The 20,296-nt window shown below is 38.7% G+C and carries 20 protein-coding genes; 6 read left to right on the top strand and 14 right to left on the bottom strand.

Annotated elements, in window-relative coordinates; all coding sequences use genetic code 11:
- The first annotated feature begins 18 nt into the window (after positions 1-18).
- From ACYVM0_RS13210 to ACYVM0_RS13200, 3 genes are all read left to right on the top strand, one after another.
- Positions 19-360, top strand: coding sequence for a hypothetical protein (locus tag ACYVM0_RS13210; protein ID WP_460557800.1), 342 nt, complete (start codon positions 19-21; stop codon positions 358-360).
- Between the two features lie 347 nt (positions 361-707).
- A complete protein-coding gene (locus ACYVM0_RS13205) occupies positions 708-2,882 on the top strand; it encodes an autotransporter outer membrane beta-barrel domain-containing protein (protein WP_460557798.1) in 2,175 nt (724 codons plus the stop codon).
- A 241-nt stretch (positions 2,883-3,123) separates the two neighbouring features.
- Positions 3,124-5,538 (top strand): hypothetical protein, encoded by a 2,415-nt coding sequence (locus ACYVM0_RS13200; RefSeq protein ID WP_460557796.1) that lies wholly within the window; start codon positions 3,124-3,126, stop codon positions 5,536-5,538.
- A 47-nt stretch (positions 5,539-5,585) separates the two neighbouring features.
- On the opposite strand, the gene ACYVM0_RS13195 is transcribed toward ACYVM0_RS13200, so the two are convergent.
- The gene (locus ACYVM0_RS13195) at positions 5,586-6,503 is read right to left on the bottom strand and encodes an SAM-dependent methyltransferase (RefSeq protein ID WP_460557794.1); all 918 of its coding nucleotides are present in this window, start codon (positions 6,501-6,503) and stop codon (positions 5,586-5,588) included.
- Between the two features lie 171 nt (positions 6,504-6,674).
- Here ACYVM0_RS13195 and ACYVM0_RS13190 point away from each other — a divergent pair, with 171 nt between their 5' ends.
- The gene (locus tag ACYVM0_RS13190; RefSeq protein WP_460557792.1) at positions 6,675-8,477 is read left to right on the top strand and encodes a tetratricopeptide repeat-containing sensor histidine kinase; all 1,803 of its coding nucleotides are present in this window, start codon (positions 6,675-6,677) and stop codon (positions 8,475-8,477) included.
- A gap of 17 nt (positions 8,478-8,494) precedes the next feature.
- Here ACYVM0_RS13190 and ACYVM0_RS13185 read toward each other — a convergent pair whose 3' ends face one another.
- A complete protein-coding gene (locus ACYVM0_RS13185; protein WP_460557790.1) occupies positions 8,495-8,908 on the bottom strand; it encodes a hypothetical protein in 414 nt (137 codons plus the stop codon).
- Between the two features lie 72 nt (positions 8,909-8,980).
- A complete protein-coding gene (locus ACYVM0_RS13180; RefSeq protein ID WP_460557788.1) occupies positions 8,981-9,547 on the bottom strand; it encodes an RNA polymerase sigma factor in 567 nt (188 codons plus the stop codon).
- Positions 9,548-9,629: 82 nt separating this feature from the next.
- Here ACYVM0_RS13180 and ACYVM0_RS13175 point away from each other — a divergent pair, with 82 nt between their 5' ends.
- Positions 9,630-10,376 (top strand): C40 family peptidase, encoded by a 747-nt coding sequence (locus tag ACYVM0_RS13175; RefSeq protein WP_460557786.1) that lies wholly within the window; start codon positions 9,630-9,632, stop codon positions 10,374-10,376.
- A 12-nt stretch (positions 10,377-10,388) separates the two neighbouring features.
- Here ACYVM0_RS13175 and ACYVM0_RS13170 read toward each other — a convergent pair whose 3' ends face one another.
- The 10 genes from ACYVM0_RS13170 to ACYVM0_RS13125 form a co-directional block, all read right to left on the bottom strand.
- Positions 10,389-10,850, bottom strand: a complete 462-nt coding sequence (locus ACYVM0_RS13170; RefSeq protein ID WP_460557784.1) for a sulfite exporter TauE/SafE family protein — start codon at positions 10,848-10,850, stop codon at positions 10,389-10,391.
- A complete protein-coding gene (locus ACYVM0_RS13165; RefSeq protein ID WP_460557782.1) occupies positions 10,847-11,386 on the bottom strand; it encodes an inorganic diphosphatase in 540 nt (179 codons plus the stop codon). Before ACYVM0_RS13165 ends, ACYVM0_RS13170 begins: the two co-directional genes overlap by 4 nt.
- 20 nt (positions 11,387-11,406) lie before the next feature.
- Positions 11,407-11,781: a fluoride efflux transporter FluC gene (gene crcB / locus ACYVM0_RS13160; RefSeq protein ID WP_460557780.1), complete on the bottom strand. Its 375-nt coding sequence runs from the start codon at positions 11,779-11,781 to the stop codon at positions 11,407-11,409.
- A 6-nt stretch (positions 11,782-11,787) separates the two neighbouring features.
- Complete coding sequence (locus ACYVM0_RS13155; protein WP_460557778.1) at positions 11,788-12,195, bottom strand: hypothetical protein; 408 nt, start codon at positions 12,193-12,195, stop codon at positions 11,788-11,790.
- Between the two features lie 86 nt (positions 12,196-12,281).
- The gene (locus ACYVM0_RS13150) at positions 12,282-12,890 is read right to left on the bottom strand and encodes a nuclear transport factor 2 family protein (protein WP_460557776.1); all 609 of its coding nucleotides are present in this window, start codon (positions 12,888-12,890) and stop codon (positions 12,282-12,284) included.
- Between the two features lie 61 nt (positions 12,891-12,951).
- Positions 12,952-13,596 carry a YiiX/YebB-like N1pC/P60 family cysteine hydrolase gene (locus ACYVM0_RS13145; RefSeq protein ID WP_460557774.1) on the bottom strand — a complete coding sequence of 215 codons (645 nt, stop codon included), beginning with the start codon at positions 13,594-13,596 and terminating at the stop codon, positions 12,952-12,954.
- Between the two features lie 58 nt (positions 13,597-13,654).
- The gene (locus ACYVM0_RS13140; RefSeq protein ID WP_460557772.1) at positions 13,655-14,635 is read right to left on the bottom strand and encodes a PhoH family protein; all 981 of its coding nucleotides are present in this window, start codon (positions 14,633-14,635) and stop codon (positions 13,655-13,657) included.
- A gap of 312 nt (positions 14,636-14,947) precedes the next feature.
- Complete coding sequence (locus tag ACYVM0_RS13135; RefSeq protein ID WP_460557770.1) at positions 14,948-15,475, bottom strand: hypothetical protein; 528 nt, start codon at positions 15,473-15,475, stop codon at positions 14,948-14,950.
- A gap of 62 nt (positions 15,476-15,537) precedes the next feature.
- Positions 15,538-16,002, bottom strand: a complete 465-nt coding sequence (locus ACYVM0_RS13130) for a hypothetical protein (protein ID WP_460557768.1) — start codon at positions 16,000-16,002, stop codon at positions 15,538-15,540.
- 12 nt (positions 16,003-16,014) lie between these two features.
- The gene (locus ACYVM0_RS13125; RefSeq protein ID WP_460557766.1) at positions 16,015-18,516 is read right to left on the bottom strand and encodes a TonB-dependent receptor; all 2,502 of its coding nucleotides are present in this window, start codon (positions 18,514-18,516) and stop codon (positions 16,015-16,017) included.
- A 174-nt stretch (positions 18,517-18,690) separates the two neighbouring features.
- Here ACYVM0_RS13125 and ACYVM0_RS13120 point away from each other — a divergent pair, with 174 nt between their 5' ends.
- Positions 18,691-19,587 (top strand): hypothetical protein, encoded by an 897-nt coding sequence (locus ACYVM0_RS13120; protein ID WP_460557764.1) that lies wholly within the window; start codon positions 18,691-18,693, stop codon positions 19,585-19,587.
- Here the strand turns inward: ACYVM0_RS13120 and rpe are convergent.
- Positions 19,580-20,227, bottom strand: a complete 648-nt coding sequence (gene rpe, locus ACYVM0_RS13115) for a ribulose-phosphate 3-epimerase (protein WP_460557762.1) — start codon at positions 20,225-20,227, stop codon at positions 19,580-19,582. The genes ACYVM0_RS13120 and rpe overlap by 8 nt on opposite strands.
- Positions 20,228-20,296: the final 69 nt, after the last annotated feature.

Here is a 20,296-nt window from a genome sequence, read left to right as displayed (position 1 = left end):
AAAACTAAAAAAAATACAATGAAAAAATTATTTGCAATCCTGGCTGTTGCTTCAGTAATGACAGCTTGTAACAGCGGAGAAGACAAAGCTGCTGAAACTCCAAAAGATTCTACTTCAATGGCTGCTGAAGCTCAGAAAGCTGCTGACAGTGTAACTGCTGCTGCAAAAAAAATGGGTGACTCTGCTGCAAGCAAAATGACTGCTATCGGAGATTCTGCTGCAAGCAAAATGAAAACCATCGGAGATTCTGCTGCAAGCAAAATGAAAGCTGTTGGCGAAGGTGTAAAAGAAGCGGCAAAAGATGTTAAAGCTGCCGGCGGTAAAATGGCTGAAAAAGCTAAAGAAGCTGTAAAGCACTAATCTATTTCGTATATCCGTAAGGATTATACACAGAAATAATCAAAAAACTCCTGTAAATTTTACTGGAGTTTTTTTTGATATTAATTTATAATTTTATTATCTTTATTTCGTACACGGCCTGTATTTAGTTTAACCTCTTCCGGAACAAGCCAGCACTTTATCCTCTTAAATTTTGTGTTTACTATAAATGATTGTTAGCCAGTATGACTCTTATTGCAGTGCTGTTGTAAAATGAATAAAGCGACGGAAAAAATAACTTCCCCCTGCTTTAACAACCTTAGCCAATTTAAAACATGTATTAAAACAGTGTAGACGTTTTTTATTTTATACATTAAATATGGGTTGTTATGCAAAAAAAATGCGTACAGGTAATGGCAGCTTTATTGTATGCCGGCAAAAGCTGTATATATCCGGCTTTGTTTTTTTTTATGCTTTTAAATGCTGCTGTATGTTTCAGCCAAGCTACTTACACCTGGAATCAAACGGGTATTGCCGACTGGACGGTTGATGTTAACTGGACGCCGGCAAGAAGCACACCTGCAGCGGATGATATCCTGTTGTTTAATAACGGTGGGGCAACCACGCCGGTAAACTTACCATCACAAACTATTAGTCAATTGCTGGTTTATAATAATACCACGATTAATTTACAGGCAGGTGCAGCAGGTAATATACTCACCATTGCAGGCCTTGCAGGAAGCGATGACCTGGCTGTAGGAACAGGCTCGGCATTAAATATCAACGGTGCTAATGCTGCCACCATTTTTTTAAGTAACGGTGCCACTGCAAACATAACCGGTGCTATTGATTTTTCCGGAGCCGCACATCGCCTGGATGCAGCGGCTGCCAACGGCATTGTATTTAACAGCCCTGCTGTATTTACACAAGATGCAGGTTGCAGCGGAAGTGTATTTACTGCTGCAGGTACACCCAATGCTGTAGTATTTAATACGGGTACAACATTCATTCAAAAAGCAGGTGCCAATCCGTTTGCGTTAACACAACCGGCATCCAAAGTGATATTTAAACCCGGGAGTTTATTGAAAGTACAACAATTACTTTTTCTTTCTTTTTCTGGCAGAACATACGCTAATCTGGAAATTGATTTTCCCACTTTTAATCAATCCGTATCCGGGGTAAATCCGCTAAATATTAATGACCTGACTATAACCCGGGGAACATTAAGTTTAAATTTAACCGGCGGTATTAATATTAAAGGAGATATTTCTGTTGCGGCGGGACAGGTATTAAATTTTAATCCTGCTGGCGCAGGGATGTTATCCTTTAATGGCGCCGCGTTGCAAACAATTAATAGTGCGGGAACAATAACGTTTAATACCAACGAGGCTATTAGTTTTAATAATGCAGCCGGTATAAAAATCAACAACAGTATTTTATTTAACCATACAGTGAATTTTATTTCGGGAATTGTAACTGTTGCCGATCCGGCAGTATTAGCTTTTAGTGCTACCGCATCAGTAGCCGCAATTTCTAATAATAGTTTTGTTGACGGCCTTGTAAAGAAAATTGGCAATACGGCGTTTATATTTCCGGTAGGTAAAACGGGAACGGGCTATGTGCCGATAGGTATCACTGCGCCCGGTTCAGTTGCTGATGAATTTACAGCCACTTATAAAAGGGAAAGTGCACGGGCGCTCAGTAATAATTATGCAACGGGGCTGGATCATGTAGGTGGTGTTGATTATTGGGTGCTCAACAGAAGCAACGGAACCACGCCTGTTGACGTTACACTTTACTGGACCATCCAGAGTAGTGCCAATGGTTCTGCACTGTACATTAATGACCTTAGTAAATTAGTCATTGCGCATTACAATGGCAGCAACCAATGGGATACTTATGGCGGAACTTTTAATGCCGGCAGTGGTTTTGCAGCAGGTTCAATAACATGGACAGGTGTAAATATGTTTAGCCCGTTTGCATTAGCCAGTACCGATGCATCTAATCCGCTACCTGTTAAAATTGATTATTTCAGGGGGGAGAAAAAAAGTGCTGGTAATTATCTTAACTGGAAGCTCACGTGCACTTTAAATGCCGATGTAAAAATGGAACTGGAGCGAAGTGAAGATGGAAGAAATTTTGCCGGAATTTATTCTGTTACTGCAGCTGCAGTAAGGTGTTTGCAGGCATTTGATTTTGTTGATGCCAGTACTTTAAGCAGCGCCAATTATTACCGCTTAAAAATAATTGATGCTAACGGCACATTAAACTATAGTTCGATAATTGTATTACAGAATACGGCTACTGATTTTGATATTACCGGCCTGGTGCCATCTGTGGTACATGATAATGCAATACTAAATATAACTGCTGCTAAAAAAACAAGAATAAATATTGTGATAACAGATGCAGCCGGAAGGCGGGTATTGCAATTAACAAGTGATTTGATGGCAGGCAATAATCATTTGCCGGTAAGCCTTTTGCAGCTTAGTGCAGGCAGTTATCAAATAACTGGTTATGCTACCGGTTTTGCACAAAGCACCATCCGTTTTATAAAGCAATAGTGTTGTAAACGGATGGGTGAAGCCTTTCAATTTCTGAAAGGCTTTTTTATTTGCACAAATGGATATTTTATGTGGAAAATATTCCTGTTACCGGCCATGTTAGCCGGCAGCGGTTTTAAGTTTTATCGTATCTTGCTTATAATAATTTAGGCACTAACTGATCCTCCTCCCTTAAAAAACACCGGCTCTTGCGGCCTTAGTAATTGGTTTGATCCCGTAATCGTTTATATAATTTGTAGTTATGAAAAAAAGTTTACTTTTTGCTTGTTTTGTTTTTTTATTACTTAATGCTTTTGCACAAACAAAAACATGGAACGGACCTTCAGGAGGTCTGTGGAGTGCAGGCGCTAACTGGTTACCTGTTGGTGTGCCTGGAGTAACCGATACAGTAATATTTAATTCTGCAAATTCCTGCGATCTTGATGTAAGTCCTTCAATTGCTTCCTTAAGAACATTGGGAATAGGGGGTAATATAATCACTAGTTCAGGAGCTAAATCAATGACGATTAATAATAATGGGGCCGCATCGCCTGTATTAAGTGTTGCCTCTGGTTCCTTCCTGTCTTTAGGTAATGGCGGTGGTATATTTTTTACAACCTATGGTGCAGGGGGAACTAATAACGCACAGGTTGCAGGAACATTAAGTTTAGGAGCTTTCTCTACATGGGAGATAAATAACGGGGCACAATCAAACCTTACTAATGTTGATATCTCTGGTACCGTCAATGTGGTTTTTAATCATGGGGGAGCTGTATTTAATAACAGTACCATTGCCACCACGAGGTTTTTGAGTGGCTCTAATTTAAACTGGACGACCGGGAATGCGGGCACTATTCCGGCTGCTGATTATCAAAATGGTTCAACAATAAATGTTACAGGTGTTACAAGTACGATGCCAGTGTTAAGTAATGCTGCAAATTATAATGGTTTATTGATCTGGAATTGTACCGGGCAAACGATATCCGGATCTTCTGCAGTGCTGCTGCCAACAGCTTCCTATAGCATGGATAGTATTCGTGTATTGGCTACCGGTACCGGAACTCTGAGGATTGCTACAGAGCCTGCGGGGTATACTTTGGGGCATGTGGAGGTGCAGGGAGGTACATTGGAATTATCTGCACCCACTATAGGATTGTGTTTTGGTACAATTACCAATGAACTGAAAATTTCTGCAGGTACAGTATATGGTAATGCTACATATTCAGGAGATATTGGAAATGCATTTCCTACTACGATTTTATTAAATGGAAAGTTAACCATGACAGGTGGTACTTTCGATATGACCAGCAGACCGTTAAGTACCGGAGGGGCGTTTCAAATACTTATTAATGGCGACGTAACACAAACCGGCGGAACAGTTACTGCCACAACAGCTTTTGGAGCGCAAAATCAATTTGTTATTAATGGTTCATCTGCTCAAAACCTAACGATGAGTACCTTCTCCGGGCCTATATCATTTGTTATTAATAATACATCTGCTGCAGGAGTTACTTTATTAAGTACGTTTACTATTCCTGCATCTCCTGCGGCGTTAATATTTGCATCAGGTGTACTTAGGACTACAATCTCAAATCTGCTTGTACTTAGTTCGGGATCACAAATATTAGGAGCATCAAATGCAAGTTTTGTAGATGGTCCCGTAAGAAAATTTGGTAATACTGCTTTCGTTTTTCCTGTGGGAAAATCTAATGGCACATTTACCGCCTATGTACCGATTGAAATATCAGCAACGGCTGGCACCGCAACTGATAATTTTACGGCAGAATATAAACGTAATTCTGCACAAGCAGCATACCCTGTAGCAAATGCAGGAATAAATCATGTAAGCCAGGTTGATTATTGGGTACTGGACAGGGCAGGTTCGGTAGCACCTGTAAATGTTAGTTTGTACTGGACAGCAACAAGCAGTAACGGCGGGTCGCCAAATTATATCAATAATTTATCAGAGCTCATAATAGCTTATTCTAATGGTGCAAATTGGGTTAGTTTTAGTGGGTTAGGACAAACAACCGGTACAACAACCGCAGGTACAATAACCTGGACAAGTTTAACCAATACATTTGGCCCTTTTTCTTTAGCCAGCACAACAATAAACAACCCTCTCCCCATCAACCTCAATTATTTAAACGGCACCAAACAAGGCAGCAGCCATTATTTAAACTGGAAAGTAACCTGCACCAACAATCCTACTGCAACAATGATTTTGGAACGCAGTGCTAACAATGGTAACTACACTGCCATAACAACTATTACAGCAGATGCTGTACGTTGCCAGCAGCCATTTGATTATACCGATAATCAACCCTTGGCCGGTATGAATTATTACCGTTTAAAAATGATTGATGCCAATGGCAAGATCACTTACAGCACCATCATTGCATTGCTGAACAAAGAAAGTGGTTTTGATATTGTAGGTTTATTACCAACAGTAGTAAACAATAATGCTATATTGAATGTAACGGCTGCACAAAAAACAAAGATGGAAGTAGTGATAACAGATATTGCCGGAAGGCAGGTACAAAAGATAGCTTACAATTTAATTGCGGGCAGTAACCAATTTACTTTAAATCTTGGCAACCTGGGTGCCGGAACATACCAGCTTAACGGGTATACTGCCGAAGGAGTTTCCAGAACAATACGTTTTGTAAAACAATAATCAGTCAAACAATATTTTATAGTCCTGCTGCAACCGGCAGGACTATTTTATTTATTACCACTGATGATATAATAGCCAAAATGTTTGCGGTACAAGCCGAGTATCATACCCAGCAACGGGCCGTAAACATTATTCCATCTTTCTTTTTTCATCTTTAAACTTTTATTTTTCCAGAGTTCTTTAATAAAAAATTTAATGCAGGTATAGGGCACATAGGCAACAGAAGGTGCAATGCGCAGGCTGATCTCTTCTGCTTTAATATTTTTTAGCCCGTATTGTTCCAGCGTTGCAATAAATTCATTGATATTGCCAAAGCAAGGCAGGGCCCAGCAGGCAATTATTTTTTTATATATTTTATTGAACAGCCAGGGTAATTTTTTATCGTGTTTTAAAAATCCATCGGCAATACAAAACTGACCGCCGGTTTTTAAAATTCTTGCAAGGTCTTTAATCACCAGTTCTTTATTACTGCCATTGGCATGGCAGGCGCTTTCCAATGCATAGGCCCTGTCGAAACTTTCATTGGCAAAATGGCTGCCTTCAAAATTATCTTTTACTAAAGTTACTTTTTTATCAAGGCCATCTTTATGAATAAGTTCCCTGCCTTTGTTCAATTGAAAATCAACAATGGTAACACCGATGATGGTTGACAGTGGATATTGTTTAGCTGCGTACCTGGCTACAGTACCTACGCCACAGCCCAGGTCAACAATGGTAGTTGCTTTATGCAAAGGTACCTGTAAACGTTGCAGTACCTCATCGTTCATGCGGAACAGCATTTTTTCCAGGGAAAAGATATCACTGAATTTTTTGCAATAGCCAAAGTGCATATTAAAGTTCTTGCTCCAGGCTTCATAATCGGGGCCTGCAATATTGTAATAATCTCTGATGGTATTGTAAATAGGTGCCGGTGCTGATTCGTGGTTAAGTGCGGCATCGGGGCGGGGTAATGTAGCAGTGTTCATACGAGGTTGTTTTAGGATGTAAAAATAATTAAATTATCTGTATTTTCAAAAATAATTGAAAATACAGATAGTTCCAGGCCGCCGGCAACTTAAAAATTACCCTGTGCAGGGTATTGAAATTGATTTTTTTTACAGGATAATTGTATTGAATTTTAAATCAAATAAAAGCATATGAAAAAAATATTTTACCCGGCAGTATTTTTTTTATTGCTGGTGCAGCAGGCCTTTACCCAAACTAAGGACAGTATTGATATTTATGCCGGGAGCGTTTCGGATACAATGGGTATAAACCGGCTGATCAACTATTGTTTTAAACATAAGAATGAACAACCGGAAAAATGTGCCCGGTTTTCGCAACTGGCGCTTGATCAATCAAAAAAAATAAATTTTAAAGCCGGGGAAGCAAGAAGTGTAACGAACCTTGGAGCCATAGAATCTGTAAAGGGTAATTATGCAGCGGCCGTAAAGTATTATTTTGATGCCATGAATATATGGGAGGCATTGGCCAACAAAAGGGGCGTGATGTTTACAAAAAATAATATCGGGGAGGTATATGGCAATTTACGAAAATCAGACCTTCAGTTACAATACCTTACTGAAGCATTGGCTATTGCAACAGAAAATAACTTTAAGGATGGCGAGGCTTTAGCTAAACAGAATTTAAGTATCTATTATTCGTCAAAAAATGATTTTAAAAAAGCATTTACCAGCCAGCTTGATGCAGTGCTATTATTTGAACAACAAAATAAACTCAGTGAGGCAGCACTGGGCTACAGCAATGCAGGGGCATACCAATTTTTATCGGGCCATACCGACAGTGCATTGATCTATTATTTTAAGGCAAAAGACATCGGAGAAAAGTTAAAAGATGTAAGAGTGCTTAGTATGAGTTATGCAAATATTGCTGAAGCTTACGAAAATCAAAACAAAATTCCTGAAGCGATTGAAACTTATAACAAATGCATTGCATTGTCCAAACCGGAAAAACTTAAAGAGCAATTACTGTTTTGCTACGGGCAATTGGCAGGTATCTATCAAAAGAAAGAGGATTATCCCGAAGCTATACAGTTTTTAAAATTGCAGGCTTCAGTAAAAGATTCCATTCTGAATATTACTTCTGCAAAACAGATCAATGAGTTGCAGGAAAAATATGAAACGGAAAAAAAAGAACATACAATACAGCAACAACAGTTTGAAATCACCAAAAAGAATTACTGGCTTGCCGGAGGAATAGTTTTCTTTTTGCTTACAGTATTACTGGGCATTTCTTTTTATCGTAGTAATAAATTAAAGCAGGCTAAAAAATTACAGGCGGAAATAATGCACCAGCAGGACCTAGCCACCAGGGCCATTATACAGGCAGAAGAAAATGAACGTAAAAGAATAGCCAGCGACCTGCACGATGGTATCGGCCAAACCATGAGTGCAGCAAAAATGAATTTATCCAGCATTGAAAGCCGGCTTGATTTTAATAATGCGGAAGACAAGGTGGCCTTTGAAAAAATTGTAAACCTTGTAGACGAAAGCTGTAAAGAGGTAAGAAATGTAAGTCATAATATGATGCCCAATGCTTTATTAAAAAGCGGGCTGAGCAGTGCGGTAAAAGAATTTATTGATAAGATTGACAGCAGGGTATTAAAGGTAAACCTGTATAGTGAGGGATTGAATGAACGACTGGATAGTAATGTGGAAACGGTTTTGTACCGTGTGATACAGGAATGTGTGAACAATGTAATTAAACACAGTGGTGCTAACGAACTGGATATTTCGCTGATTAAAGATGCCGATGGCATTGCTGCAACAATTGAAGATAATGGCAAAGGCTTTGCCGAAGCGGCCAATTTAAGATCGGAAGGGATAGGCTTAAAAAATATCAAAACAAGAATTGAATACCTTAAAGGAACGGTTGATTTTGATTCGGCACCGGGTAAAGGTACCCTGGTGGCTATTCACGTGCCGTTAAACAACGGATAAGCGTGTGGCGTTTTAAATCAATTGCCTGTTTTAGCTTGCTGAGTAATCACGGGCTTTTTAAGAAGGCGCTGGTTATCCATTCTCTTTTTTATGATCACATAACAAACAATAGTGAGTATCAATAAAAGTATGATTGTAAAATACACCCAGGGCTGGTCTTTTATTTTGCGTTTTTCCCTACGGTCTTTCTTTTTATTAATTTGCTTTTGTAATTCCCTGTTTAACTGCTCTACAGAAAGCGGTAGTTTTTTAACATTGTCAAATTCAGCTAATCCTTCAACAGCATCATTAATGAAATCATCTTCGGCCATCATTTTCTCCAGCTCATGCGTATCCTGTTTTGATAACTGCCGGCTGAGATAATCCATCAGCTTTTGGTTATCAATATCTTTATTACTGTTGTTCAATATGTTTTTAAAATCCTCGTTCATGGTTTATGGTTCATGGATCATGGTTGATAGTTTGTAGTTGTAGAGTTACTAAATACTATTAACCATCAACTATCAACTGATTTTCTTTCGCTCCATCAATAATTTCAAATTTCTTTTTCCGTTTTGAATATGGCTCTTTACCTGCATTAATGTATACTGTGTCTGGTCGGTAATTTCCTGGTAACTTTTCTTCTCAAGATAAAACAAAGTTATGCATAGTTGCTGCTCTTTGTTCAGTTGCAGTAAAGCTTCCGCCATATTGGTAAGGGCCTTGTCTTTTTCAATATAATTACTTTTATCCGTAGTTTCATCCGGTGTGGCCATTAACTGCTCATTTATTTCGGCGGTGTACTTGCCTTTATCCCTCAGTTTCATCAGGCAATGGTTTTTGGCCACCATGTAAATCCAGCTTTTAAAATAATCTACTTTGTATTTGTGCAGTTCATTAATAGCTTTTAAAAAAACCTGTTGCACACTGTCTTTAGCTTCTTCTTCATTTTTTAAATACTTCATACACACACCCAGCAACAGCATGGTATAGCGCTGCAGCAATATACCCAGCCACTCATTATCGTGGTCGGTATAAAACCGTTGCAACAGTTCGTTGTCGTCAATATGTTGGTATTTGGCCGGGCTCAAAACTTTTACAGTAAGTTATAGTAGTAATAAGATGTAAACATAGTATAATTTCCATAATTTAGATTGAAGCAAAATTGATTTTATGAAGTATGCCATTTGTTGTGTGCCTGTAGCTCATGTACGCATGACGCCCGATCACCGTAGTGAAATGAAAAGCCAGTTGCTGTTTGGCGAAAAAGTTACTACCGATAACAGTGATATTAAAGGGTGGGTAAAAATTACCTGTAAGGCTGATGGGTATGAAGGCTGGTGCCAGCCGGCACAATTGCAGGAAATTGATGCGGCGCAATATAACGACAGCGATATTGTTGTAGCGGCAGACTGGGTGAATGAGATCAGTTACGATGGTAAACCCATGTTTATACCTTTGGGAAGTGTGCTGCAACCAAAAGAAACGGGAATAAAATTTTCGGGTACAATGTTTGATCCGGCCAAGGCAAAAACTGATGAAGCCACCATCAGGCAAATTGCTTTTAAATTTTTGAATACAGCTTACTTATGGGGCGGCCGTTCTGTATTTGGTATTGACTGCAGCGGTTTTGCGCAGTCGGTATATAAATTTTTAAATATTCCCTTGCTGCGTGATGCCAACCTGCAGGTAACAGAAGGAGAAGTGGTAGGTTTTTTACAGGAGGCCCGTTGCGGCGACCTTGCTTTTTTTGATGATGAAGAAGGACAGATCGTTCATGTAGGTATTTTATTAAATGACCATGAGATCATACATGCATCCACCAAAGTACGCATTGATAAAATAGATAACGAAGGCATTGTAAATACGTCCACAGGTGAAAGAACGCATCAATTAAGGATCATCAAAAGATATTTTTGACCAGCCTGCAGGTCAGCCGTCGTTCCTGATCGTTTTTGTTTGCTCCATATTTTGTACAGTGGTATTGCTGTCTGCTTTTTTAGGTTTGTCCAGGAAAAGCATTTTGATAGCAATAACAATCATCAGTATGGCAAATATTTTTTTAGATGTTTCCTGCGATAGATTAATCGCAATTTTACTGCCGAGCAATCCTCCCACAATAAAACCAATAGAAAGATACCCCACTACCTTCATATCGATATGGCCCTGTTTATAATATTGCATAACGCCTAAAATACCTACCGGTAAAAGCAATACACCCAGTGAAGTGCCCTGTGCTGCCTTCTGGCTAAAGCCAATAAAATATACCAATGCAGGAACAATAATGATACCGCCACCCACGCCAACCAATCCACTTAGTGTGCCGGCCGCAATCCCAATCAGTATAATGACGAGAATAGTTTGCATCTCCATGTTATTTTTTTTTAGGGTCATTTAGGATATTTTTCTTTGTAATAATCAATAGCTTCAGTAATGATCTTATAGGCGGCATCTTTATGCTGAAATTCATCAATCTCCACTATTTTATTTTCGAGCATTTTATAATTCTCAAAATAATTTTTTAATACGGCAATAAAGTGTTTGGGTAATTCATCCACATCAGTGATATAATTTACAGCAGGGTCGTGTGTGGCCACGGCAATGATCTTATCATCTTTTTCGCCATTGTCAATCATCTGCATATTGCCAATAACGGTAGCTTCTACCAAACAAAGTGGCTGAATACTTTCGCTGCACATGACCAATATATCCAACGGGTCTCCGTCATGCCCTAGCGTTTGCGGAATAAAACCATAGTTGATAGGGTAGTGGAAAGATGAATAAATAATTCGGTCGAGAATCAGTAATCCTGTTTTTTTATCAATTTCATATTTGGCCTTGCTGCCTTGCGAAATTTCGATAAGGCCATTTACAATATGAGGAGATTTGTCTCCGTAATGAGCGCCGTGCCAGGGGTGAAGTACGTACATGATTATTTTAGATTTAAGAATTATGATTTTTGATTGATTACCAGGTTAAAACCAAGCCATGCTGCTGCAATACCGGCAATAATGCTGATTACAATATAGAGTAAAGCCAGTAAATATTTTTCGTTTTGTAAGAGTACTACATTTTCGGCGGAAAATGCAGAGAATGTGGTAAAGCCGCCGCAAAGACCTGTGGCTAAAAATAATTTCCAGTTGTTTAAAAAGGCTTCGTCTTTTAAGCTAAAGGCCAGCACCAGGCCAATAATGAAACTACCCACAATGTTTATGGTAAGTGTTGCAAAGGGAAACGTTTTAAAGCTGATCAGCAATGAAGTGGCATAACGCAACATAGAACCCAATGCGCCACCCAATCCCACTAAAAGAAAATTTTTAAACATTACGCATCACTGTTTTTCGGCAAAAGTATATTTGAAATCAATCAGCCATTTACCACCAGACCATACCAGTTTTAAATTATTCTTCGATTCTTTTTTGTAAGTGTTGGTATAATCTACAAGGTGAACCGAATCGCTTTCGGGTTTAATTTCGTTAATGATGATATCGGCAGCTTTGTATTTTTCCAGCTCTGCATTGTCTTTGGTTTGATACTGGTGTTTAAAACTTTCAAAATACTGCTGGTTCGATTCATCTTTAAGCAGGTATTTTTCGGCTGTGGTAAAATCATTATCCAATACCGCCCTTATAAAAGTAGTGGCTACATCAGTGTCGGTAACCGGGTCTTTTTTTGCAGCAGGGGTGCAGGCGAATAAAGTAACTGCCAGCACCAATGAAAATAATATTGTCTTAATCATAATTAAAGTTAAACATCTTTCGGTTAAGGCAAATAAAAAAGCACCCCCATTTTGAAGGTGCTTTTAATAGTATCAGTTTTTTTGTATTACTGGTTCTTTTGTGCTTCCTGCATTTTCTTCACCGCTTCCTGCATTTGTTTCATGGCTTCGGGATTTTTTTCCTGGATCTCTTTTAATTTATCCATGCCTTCTTTCATCTTATTGGCTAATGAATCGGGGTTCATTTCTTTTAATTTTTCCAGGCCGTTTTGGGCAGAATCGATCATATCGTTGGTGCTCATGCCTTTCTCTTTTATTTTGTCGGTACCCATCTGCATTAATGAAGCTTTATCAAATGCTACTTTCCAGTTGCCGCTTTCTTTCTTTAAAATAAAGTTGGTGCTTTCGCCGCTCGTTTTATCTTTAACTGCTACAGTAGCTTTGTCGCCGTCAATTTTTGTTTCTCCAAATTCCATTTTCTCTTTGTCGTACTTATCCATATCCTTATTGTCTTTGTTCATTTGCATGCCCATTTCAATCATGCTGAACATGGCTTCGCTATCCTTAGTGGCTAATTTTTTGGCAGCGGTAAAATCTTTTTTGCTTAATGCTTCAAAAAAAGACATTAAAACAGTTTTGGGGTCGCCACCGCCGGAATTACAGCTAACAAAGAGTAGAGATGTAGTTACTGCAACAGCTAATAACATTTTTTTCATAAAAAGTATTTTTAGTTTATTTAGGTTTCAAAATTAGTTTTATTTTCCATGTTTCAAAGTATTATTGGAATAAAATCTTTTTTTGTTCTTTGCACATAGGTTGCAGAAAGAGATCATCCACACCAATAAACTCAAATTTGCCAATATGGCTAGTGGTAAATTTGAGTTTGCCATTGCAACCCAACAGGTAGGATTTATACACAAATTCGGCGCAATACATGCGGTCGCTGCTTTGCAGATCAAATTTCATATCGAACATAACGCCTAAATGGTAAAGCTGGTGTACCGATGCCACCAGGTTTTTAATATCAGCAGCTGCAATAGAATACCTGTAAATACCAATGCCCCTGTTGCTGTAGGGTTCTGCAAAATTGTCAAAAATATCCCTGCGTATTTTCTGGTCAGGGTTCCACTCACCACCCAGTGCATGGTAAACAAACACCGTATCGTTTTCAATGCTTGCAATACCGCAATGCGAATAGGTTTTATCTCTCTGGTTAAGGCTACGCAAACTTTCGCTGGTAAAATCGCTGCCGGTTCTTACCACCAGGTCGCCGGTTTTAATTAATGGTTTAGCAGCATCAATTTTTATAAAGGCCCTTTTAATCCTGTTCACTTCTTTTAAGGAATCTGCTGTAGTAATAACAAGATCTTTGTACTTGCTGGTATTACCGCAGGAACAACATAAAAAAATGAGGCAGCTCATCAGCCACCTCATTATATCCGAAAGGTTAGTATTTTGTAAAAGAGTCATTCAGCCAAAACTACAAACTCTTTTTTGGTTCATCTATTTTACCATCATCTTTATTATAAGCCTTGATGATAGATTTTACCAAACGGTGCCTTACCACATCTTCTTCATCCAGTTCGATATGTGCAATGCCCTCGATATTTTTAAGGATACGGGTGGCTTTAAACAAACCGCTCTGTTGATTTTTAGGCAGATCGATCTGCGTAGGATCGCCGGTGATGATGGCTTTTGCATTGGGCCCGATACGGGTTAAGAACATTTTTATCTGCAGGTCGTTTGTATTCTGTGCTTCATCCAGAATGATGAAGGCGTTGTCTAACGTACGTCCTCTCATGTAGGCCAGCGGCGCTATTTCAATGGTACGTGTGGTCATGTAATAACCTAACTTGTCGGCAGGTATCATGTCATCCAGTGCATCATATAAAGGCCTTAAGTACGGGTCAATTTTTTCTTTCAGGTCACCTGGTAAAAAGCCAAGGCTTTCACCAGCTTCTACAGCGGGCCTTGTTAAGATGATCTTCTTAACCAATTTATTTTTTAATGCCCTTACTGCTAAAGCTACAGCAGTATAGGTTTTACCAGTACCTGCGGGCCCGATGGCAAAAAGAATATCATTCTTGTCGCAGGCTTCCACCATCCGTTTCTGATTGCTGGTACGGGCCCTTACTGTTTTACCGTTGGGGCCAAATACCAATACATCATTAGGATTGCGGTCCATGAAATTATCAATCACTTTTTCATCATCGCCGCCTAATATCTGTTCAAAATAATTGGCGCTCATGTGGCCGTTACGTTCAAGGTATTGCAGGATGAGATCAATCTTTTCTCTTGCACCTTCAATTTGTTCGGGAGCGCCGCTCAATTTAATCTGTGTACCACGGCTGAGAATTTTTACGAGGGGAAACTTCTTTTTTAAGATGTCTAACTTTCCGTTGTTTACGCCAAAGAATTCAATGGGGTTAACGGTTTCGAGGTTAATGATCGTCTCTGTCAAAGGTTTTCAGTTTTACGCACTGTTTCTGTTGTTGTGAAAAACCAACCAAACATAGCAGCACTTAGTTTACAATTAAATATTGTGTTGGTACTTCTAAACTTGCTTTTCAAATTTAACGAATAACAATTAATACATTGCAAAATAACTTATCAACAGAATGTTAATTAAATAACGAAAAGAAAAGTGGTTTGGTATGTGTAGATGGCGAAAATTGAAAACAGATTTGAAGGGAATTTTAAGTTTAGGAATGAAAATAAAAGATGATTGGAATTTTAGTTCATCTGTCTTTTATGAATATTATAAGTGGAGCTTTTATTTACAGAAAAATTTACGAAACCTTTTTTTTGTTCTAACATAATACCAGGTTGAAAAACCAAAAGCAGGAATCAAACTAAATAATATTAATCCCGGTGTTACAGAAAAGGATTTATAAAAGTCAACAATAATTTTGTTCTTAGCAACAAGATGATTGATGGCAATGAAATTGGTTTTGCTCAGATCCGTCTTCTTAGTTTTGGTCCAGATTAATAAAGTATCTCCAGGTTTTATTTGGGATGTTAAATAACTAAAGTCTTTTTTTGTTTGTAAAGAAAAATAATAAGGAATATTTTCTAGTTTAAGATCTAACCTTTGCGTTACTTGTTTAAATAGAGGCTTATTTATTACTTTAATAACAGTACTGTCGCAAGAAACAAAAACCGCTTGGTATTTATCGAGGTTGGAGAGTTTTAATCCATAATCCCTGATGCTTAAAAAAGTCATGAAAAAGAAAGCAGCAGAAGCAAATAGCATTACTACGTCTCTATGTAATAAGAGTTTAAGAATTTGTTTTGATGTCATTAATTCAAAGTTTATCTATTGCGGGACTTGTGCCTTCAATCTTATCTACTTGATATGCCAAACTACTGATCTATCTCAAATGCTTTTACTTCTTTGTAAATTTGCCAGGAATCTCCAAGCCCCCAAAACTCATTATTGTTTTTGTCTTTAACATATGAGTTGATTTTTGTTCTAAGAGAGTCGCAAGGGTTGTTGTCAATTATAAAGGGCACTTTTGTGTTCCAGGTTGTTTGAAAAACAAATATAGCTTGGCAGGGTTTCTTATTACAACAGTAATGCCTGTAAACGATGGGAATATTTAAATTTAGAAGTCTTCTGTAAATATCTTTGGGCAACTCCTCTGATCTTCTTGTAACAGTTCCACGATATAATGAATCTACCACAGGATTAGTATTCAGATCTGAAAGCAACTGGTCAAATTCTTTTCTGTGAGTATTAAATTTAGAAATCAGCTCCGCCGGGGAATCAATACTTGAACTACAAGCTGTTAATAAGCATAAAATAAAAAAAGCAGAGATTTTACGCATTGTGCTATAGTTTTAAAACCTTGCCACAATTTTAAAATTCACCAACCTTGGTGTTAACCGATTGGGAATACTGTAAATATTATTTGCAAAATCTTTTATCAGCTGGTAAGAGATGGTATTGGGGCGGTCAATTAAATTAAACACTTCAAAACTGGCCCAGATATTTTCAAAATCTTTAAAAGGGCTATGACTGCGGCGTTTGCTTTTTTCGCTCAGCAATTGTGCGCTAAAACCAATATCTATCCTGATGTAAGGATCGATGATCAATGCGTTGCGATACTTCACACTATTAGGAATATTATAACTCATGTTGCTGCCGTACAACATGTTTAAATGCACTTTGAAATTTTTATTGGTGGGCAGGTAATCTTCCATGTATAAACCAACAGTTATCAAACGATCGGTAGGGCGGCGTAACCAGCCCACTTCATTCTTAATACTGTCCACCGGCACCTGGTCGGTACTTTTTGCGTTGATGATCTCACCGGCGGCATTTTTATACTGGTAATAATAATCGTTGTTTAAATTTTCTTTGGTACGCATAAAACCAATGCTCAGCCAGCTTTCTGCATCTTTCACTAATTCACCAAATAATCTTGCTTCCACACCGGTGGCATAGGCTTTAGCATCATTGTTGCCTGCATAGCGGATCTTTACATTGTCCACATCATACACATCCACATCAGAGATGGTTTTGTAATACGCTTCTGTAGTCAGGCGAAAAGGGCGGGACTCTGATCCTTTAAAACTATAATCCATTCCTGCAACTACCTGGTAACTTTTTTGTGCTTTTACATTGGTATTTAATGTGCCGTTATATTTTCTCAGTTCCCTGTAAAAAGGTGGCTGGTCGTAAACACCGGCAGCAAATTTCAGCAACACATCTTTTTTCCATTGTGGTTTAAAGCTCAGTTGCATGCGTGGGCTCACCAAAAATTCTTTGTTAAGCGAATTGTAATTATAACGAATGCCTGCTTGTAAACTGATATCTTTTTTGTTGTTACCTAAACGGATATTATCCTGCACATAACCACTGAATTTTTGTATCGACAGATCAGCAGTTGAATTCAATACCTTAAACAAATTTAAATTGGCAGGATTGTAGGGTAAGGAATAACCGGCGCTATCCTGGTATTCCCATTCTCTTAATTTATCGTTGATATTGGTCTGCTCAATGCTGTTACCAAACTGGATGAAGTGTTTGCCTTTATCGATGCTTCCTTTAAGGCTGGCATTATATACTGCAATATCTAAAGTATTTCTGCCATAGTTTTGATAGTAACCTGCCCCCAGCGGATTAATGATCTGCCCGAAAGTGCTGCTGCTGTTATCAAAATCCCTGTCGCCAAAAAGATAAGCCCCGGCAATATCAAAATTCTCATTCTCTTTATCTTCAAAGCGGCTAAGCATCCACTTTAGTTTTACTTTTTTGTTAGGGTTGTACAACATGCTTAAACCAAGCAAACTGGTTTTATAGCCGTCTTGTTCCTTGCCCTCAAAATTAATGTCCAGGCCAAGGTTGGCAGTAAACAGCGGCGAAAAAACAGACGTGGTTTTTTGTGCCGACTGCGGAAACAAGGTGAATTTGGTAACGGAGTAATTACCTAATAATTCGAATTGTAATTTTTCGCTCACTTTATAAGTGATAAAAGTTTGCAGATCGGCAGAAGAAGGAATGTAGGAACCCACTGTTTCCTGGCTGCTTAGTAAATTCTTATTGCTTTTATTGCGTACACCAAACAAATAAGTAACATTCCCTTTTTTGTTAGCACCTTCCAGGTGCAGGCCCTGTTCTAACAAACTGACATATACGGTACCACCAAAGGCTTTTGGTTTTTTATATTGAATGTCGAGCACACTGCTCATCTTATCACCATATTTTGCCTGGAAGCCGCCATTATAAAAATTTACATTCTTCGCCATTTCGGGGTTGATGAAACTTAAGCCTTCCTGCTGGCCACTGCGAACCAGGTAAGGACGAAAAATTTCGAAGTCGTTGATGTAAATTAAATTCTCATCGTAGTTGCCGCCACGTACACTGTACTGTGAGGTGAGTTCATTATTACTGCCCACCAATATTTTTATCAGGCCTTCCACACCACCAATGGTGCTGGGTAAGGTGATGGCATTTTTGGGATTGATCTTAGCCAGCCCCATTTCCTTGCGTTGGTTATCATCGGTAACGGTAATGGCTTCTAAAGTTTTGCCGCCTGCTTCCATGGGGATGGTGGTGGTTTCTTCTTCATTATTACTGAGGTAAAAATTCTTTTGGATTTCTTTATAACCCGAAAAAGTAAATACCAGGGCAAAGGCCTTTTCTGCAGGTACTTTAATTTTAAAGCGGCCGCTGTCATCGGTAAGGGTACCGGTTGATTTGCCCAGGATTACCACAGATACTCTTGATAGTGGTTTATCATTTTCATCCACCACTTTGCCGGAAACAAGGGCCGTTTTCTTTTGGGCGGTAGCAGTTAAAAAAAGCAGTGATAATATCAATACAGAAAATGCTCTCATACAATGAAGATAAAATATTTTTTGCTAAGGGTTGCCAGCTTTGTTTTAATGCGTTTTTAATGCGAATTCACTTGTTGCCGGCCATAACTCTTTATTTTTTTGTTAAATTCGTTGCTTTGGAATTTTGTTGACTTATTACAGGTTCTTATTAATATTTTTGAAAAAAATACATTTATGAAGCGAATACTTTTTTTAGTTGGGATTTATGCAATGGTGGCAACCGGGTGCGGCGACAATAGTGGTACCGGTGCAGCGGGTAAAGAGAAAGGCAAGGAAGAAAAAGGGAAAGAAGCTACAGCGGCTTTGGCAGCATCACTTACTGATATCAGCAGTTCAACTGATGCTAAAACTTTATTGGCGCAAAACTGGGAGAATAAGGATGATGCCCAGGAAGCAGAACTTTCCGGCAGCAGTGCTGCTTTTGAAATGCCATACAGGGGCTTTTCGTTTTTTTCTGATGGTTCTGTAGTGGTAAATCCCCGTGATGCCATACGCTTTGGTAAATGGACTTTGGATGCTGCGGGCAAAGGTCTTACTATTACATACACAGATGGTGGCAAAGCACAATATACTATTGACAAGCTTGACGGGAAGGACCTGGTACTGACGGGGGGAAGTGATAAAAAGAAAATTGAGTACAGGGGGGATGGCAAAGTGCAGAAAGTATTAACTGATGATCCGTTTTATGGCAGCAATAATCAATGGCGCATTAAACCTGCAAAGGCAGAATCTGATGAAGCCATTAAGAAAAGGCTTTTGGATTGCGTTAATTTTTACAACAAATTATTGAAAGATAAAGTAGCAAGGGCTACAACTTCGCCTGCCGTATTTATTGGATTGCCGCCGGTTTTTAACTGGTACGATGGATCGATAACCGTTACCGGTAAAGATAAACTGATGGATAAATGGGTGAATTGCTTTTACAATAAAGAACAGGCTTATAAAGCACAGGAAATGCTGGAAAATGTAATTGGTAAAAAATACAAATGGGATAAAACAGAAACCAACTGGTTAAAGAAAGACGGTGATGTGGTGCAGCAGATATATGATAACCTGGCGGCGGCTAAATAGCTTTTAGTTGTGCAATAGTCGCAATAGGATCAGCTGCTTTAAAAACAGTATTACCTGCAACCAGTACATCGGCGCCGGCATCAAGAATTGACTTTGCATTGGCAACCGTTACGCCGCCATCAATTTCAATTTTTACCTGCAATGATCTTTCATCGATCATTTTACGCAATTCTTTTATTTTGGTAAGCGTATAAGGAATGAAGGATTGTCCGCCGAAACCCGGATTTACACTCATTAAACACACTATATCAATATCAGCTAAAATATCTTTTAAACTTTCAACCGGTGTATGTGGGTTAACTGCTATACCGGCCTTCATGCCCAGCTCTTTTATCTGCTGGATATTGCGGTGTAAATTTCTGCAGGCTTCAATATGAATGGTTAAATTATCGGCACCGGCTTTCTTAAAAGCTTCGGCATATTTTTCCGGCTCTTCAATCATTAAATGCACATCACAAAATTTGGTGGTGGCTTTTCTGAAAAACTCTATCAGCATCGGCCCAAAACTAATATTGGGTACAAAGCGTCCGTCCATCACATCCAGGTGAAACCAATCGGCCTGGCTTTCGTTCAGCATTTTGCATTCTGCTTCTAAGTTTAAAAAATTTGAAGCTAATAAGGAAGGTGCGATGATAGCCATATTACTAATGAATGATTGATAATGAATAATATTTAATAAAGGCAAAGTTAGCTATATCAACTGACTGCT

Source organism: Ferruginibacter profundus (genome assembly GCF_054783275.1).
Note: the sequence above shows the minus strand (reverse complement) of the source record. Positions and strands in the feature narration are given on the sequence as shown.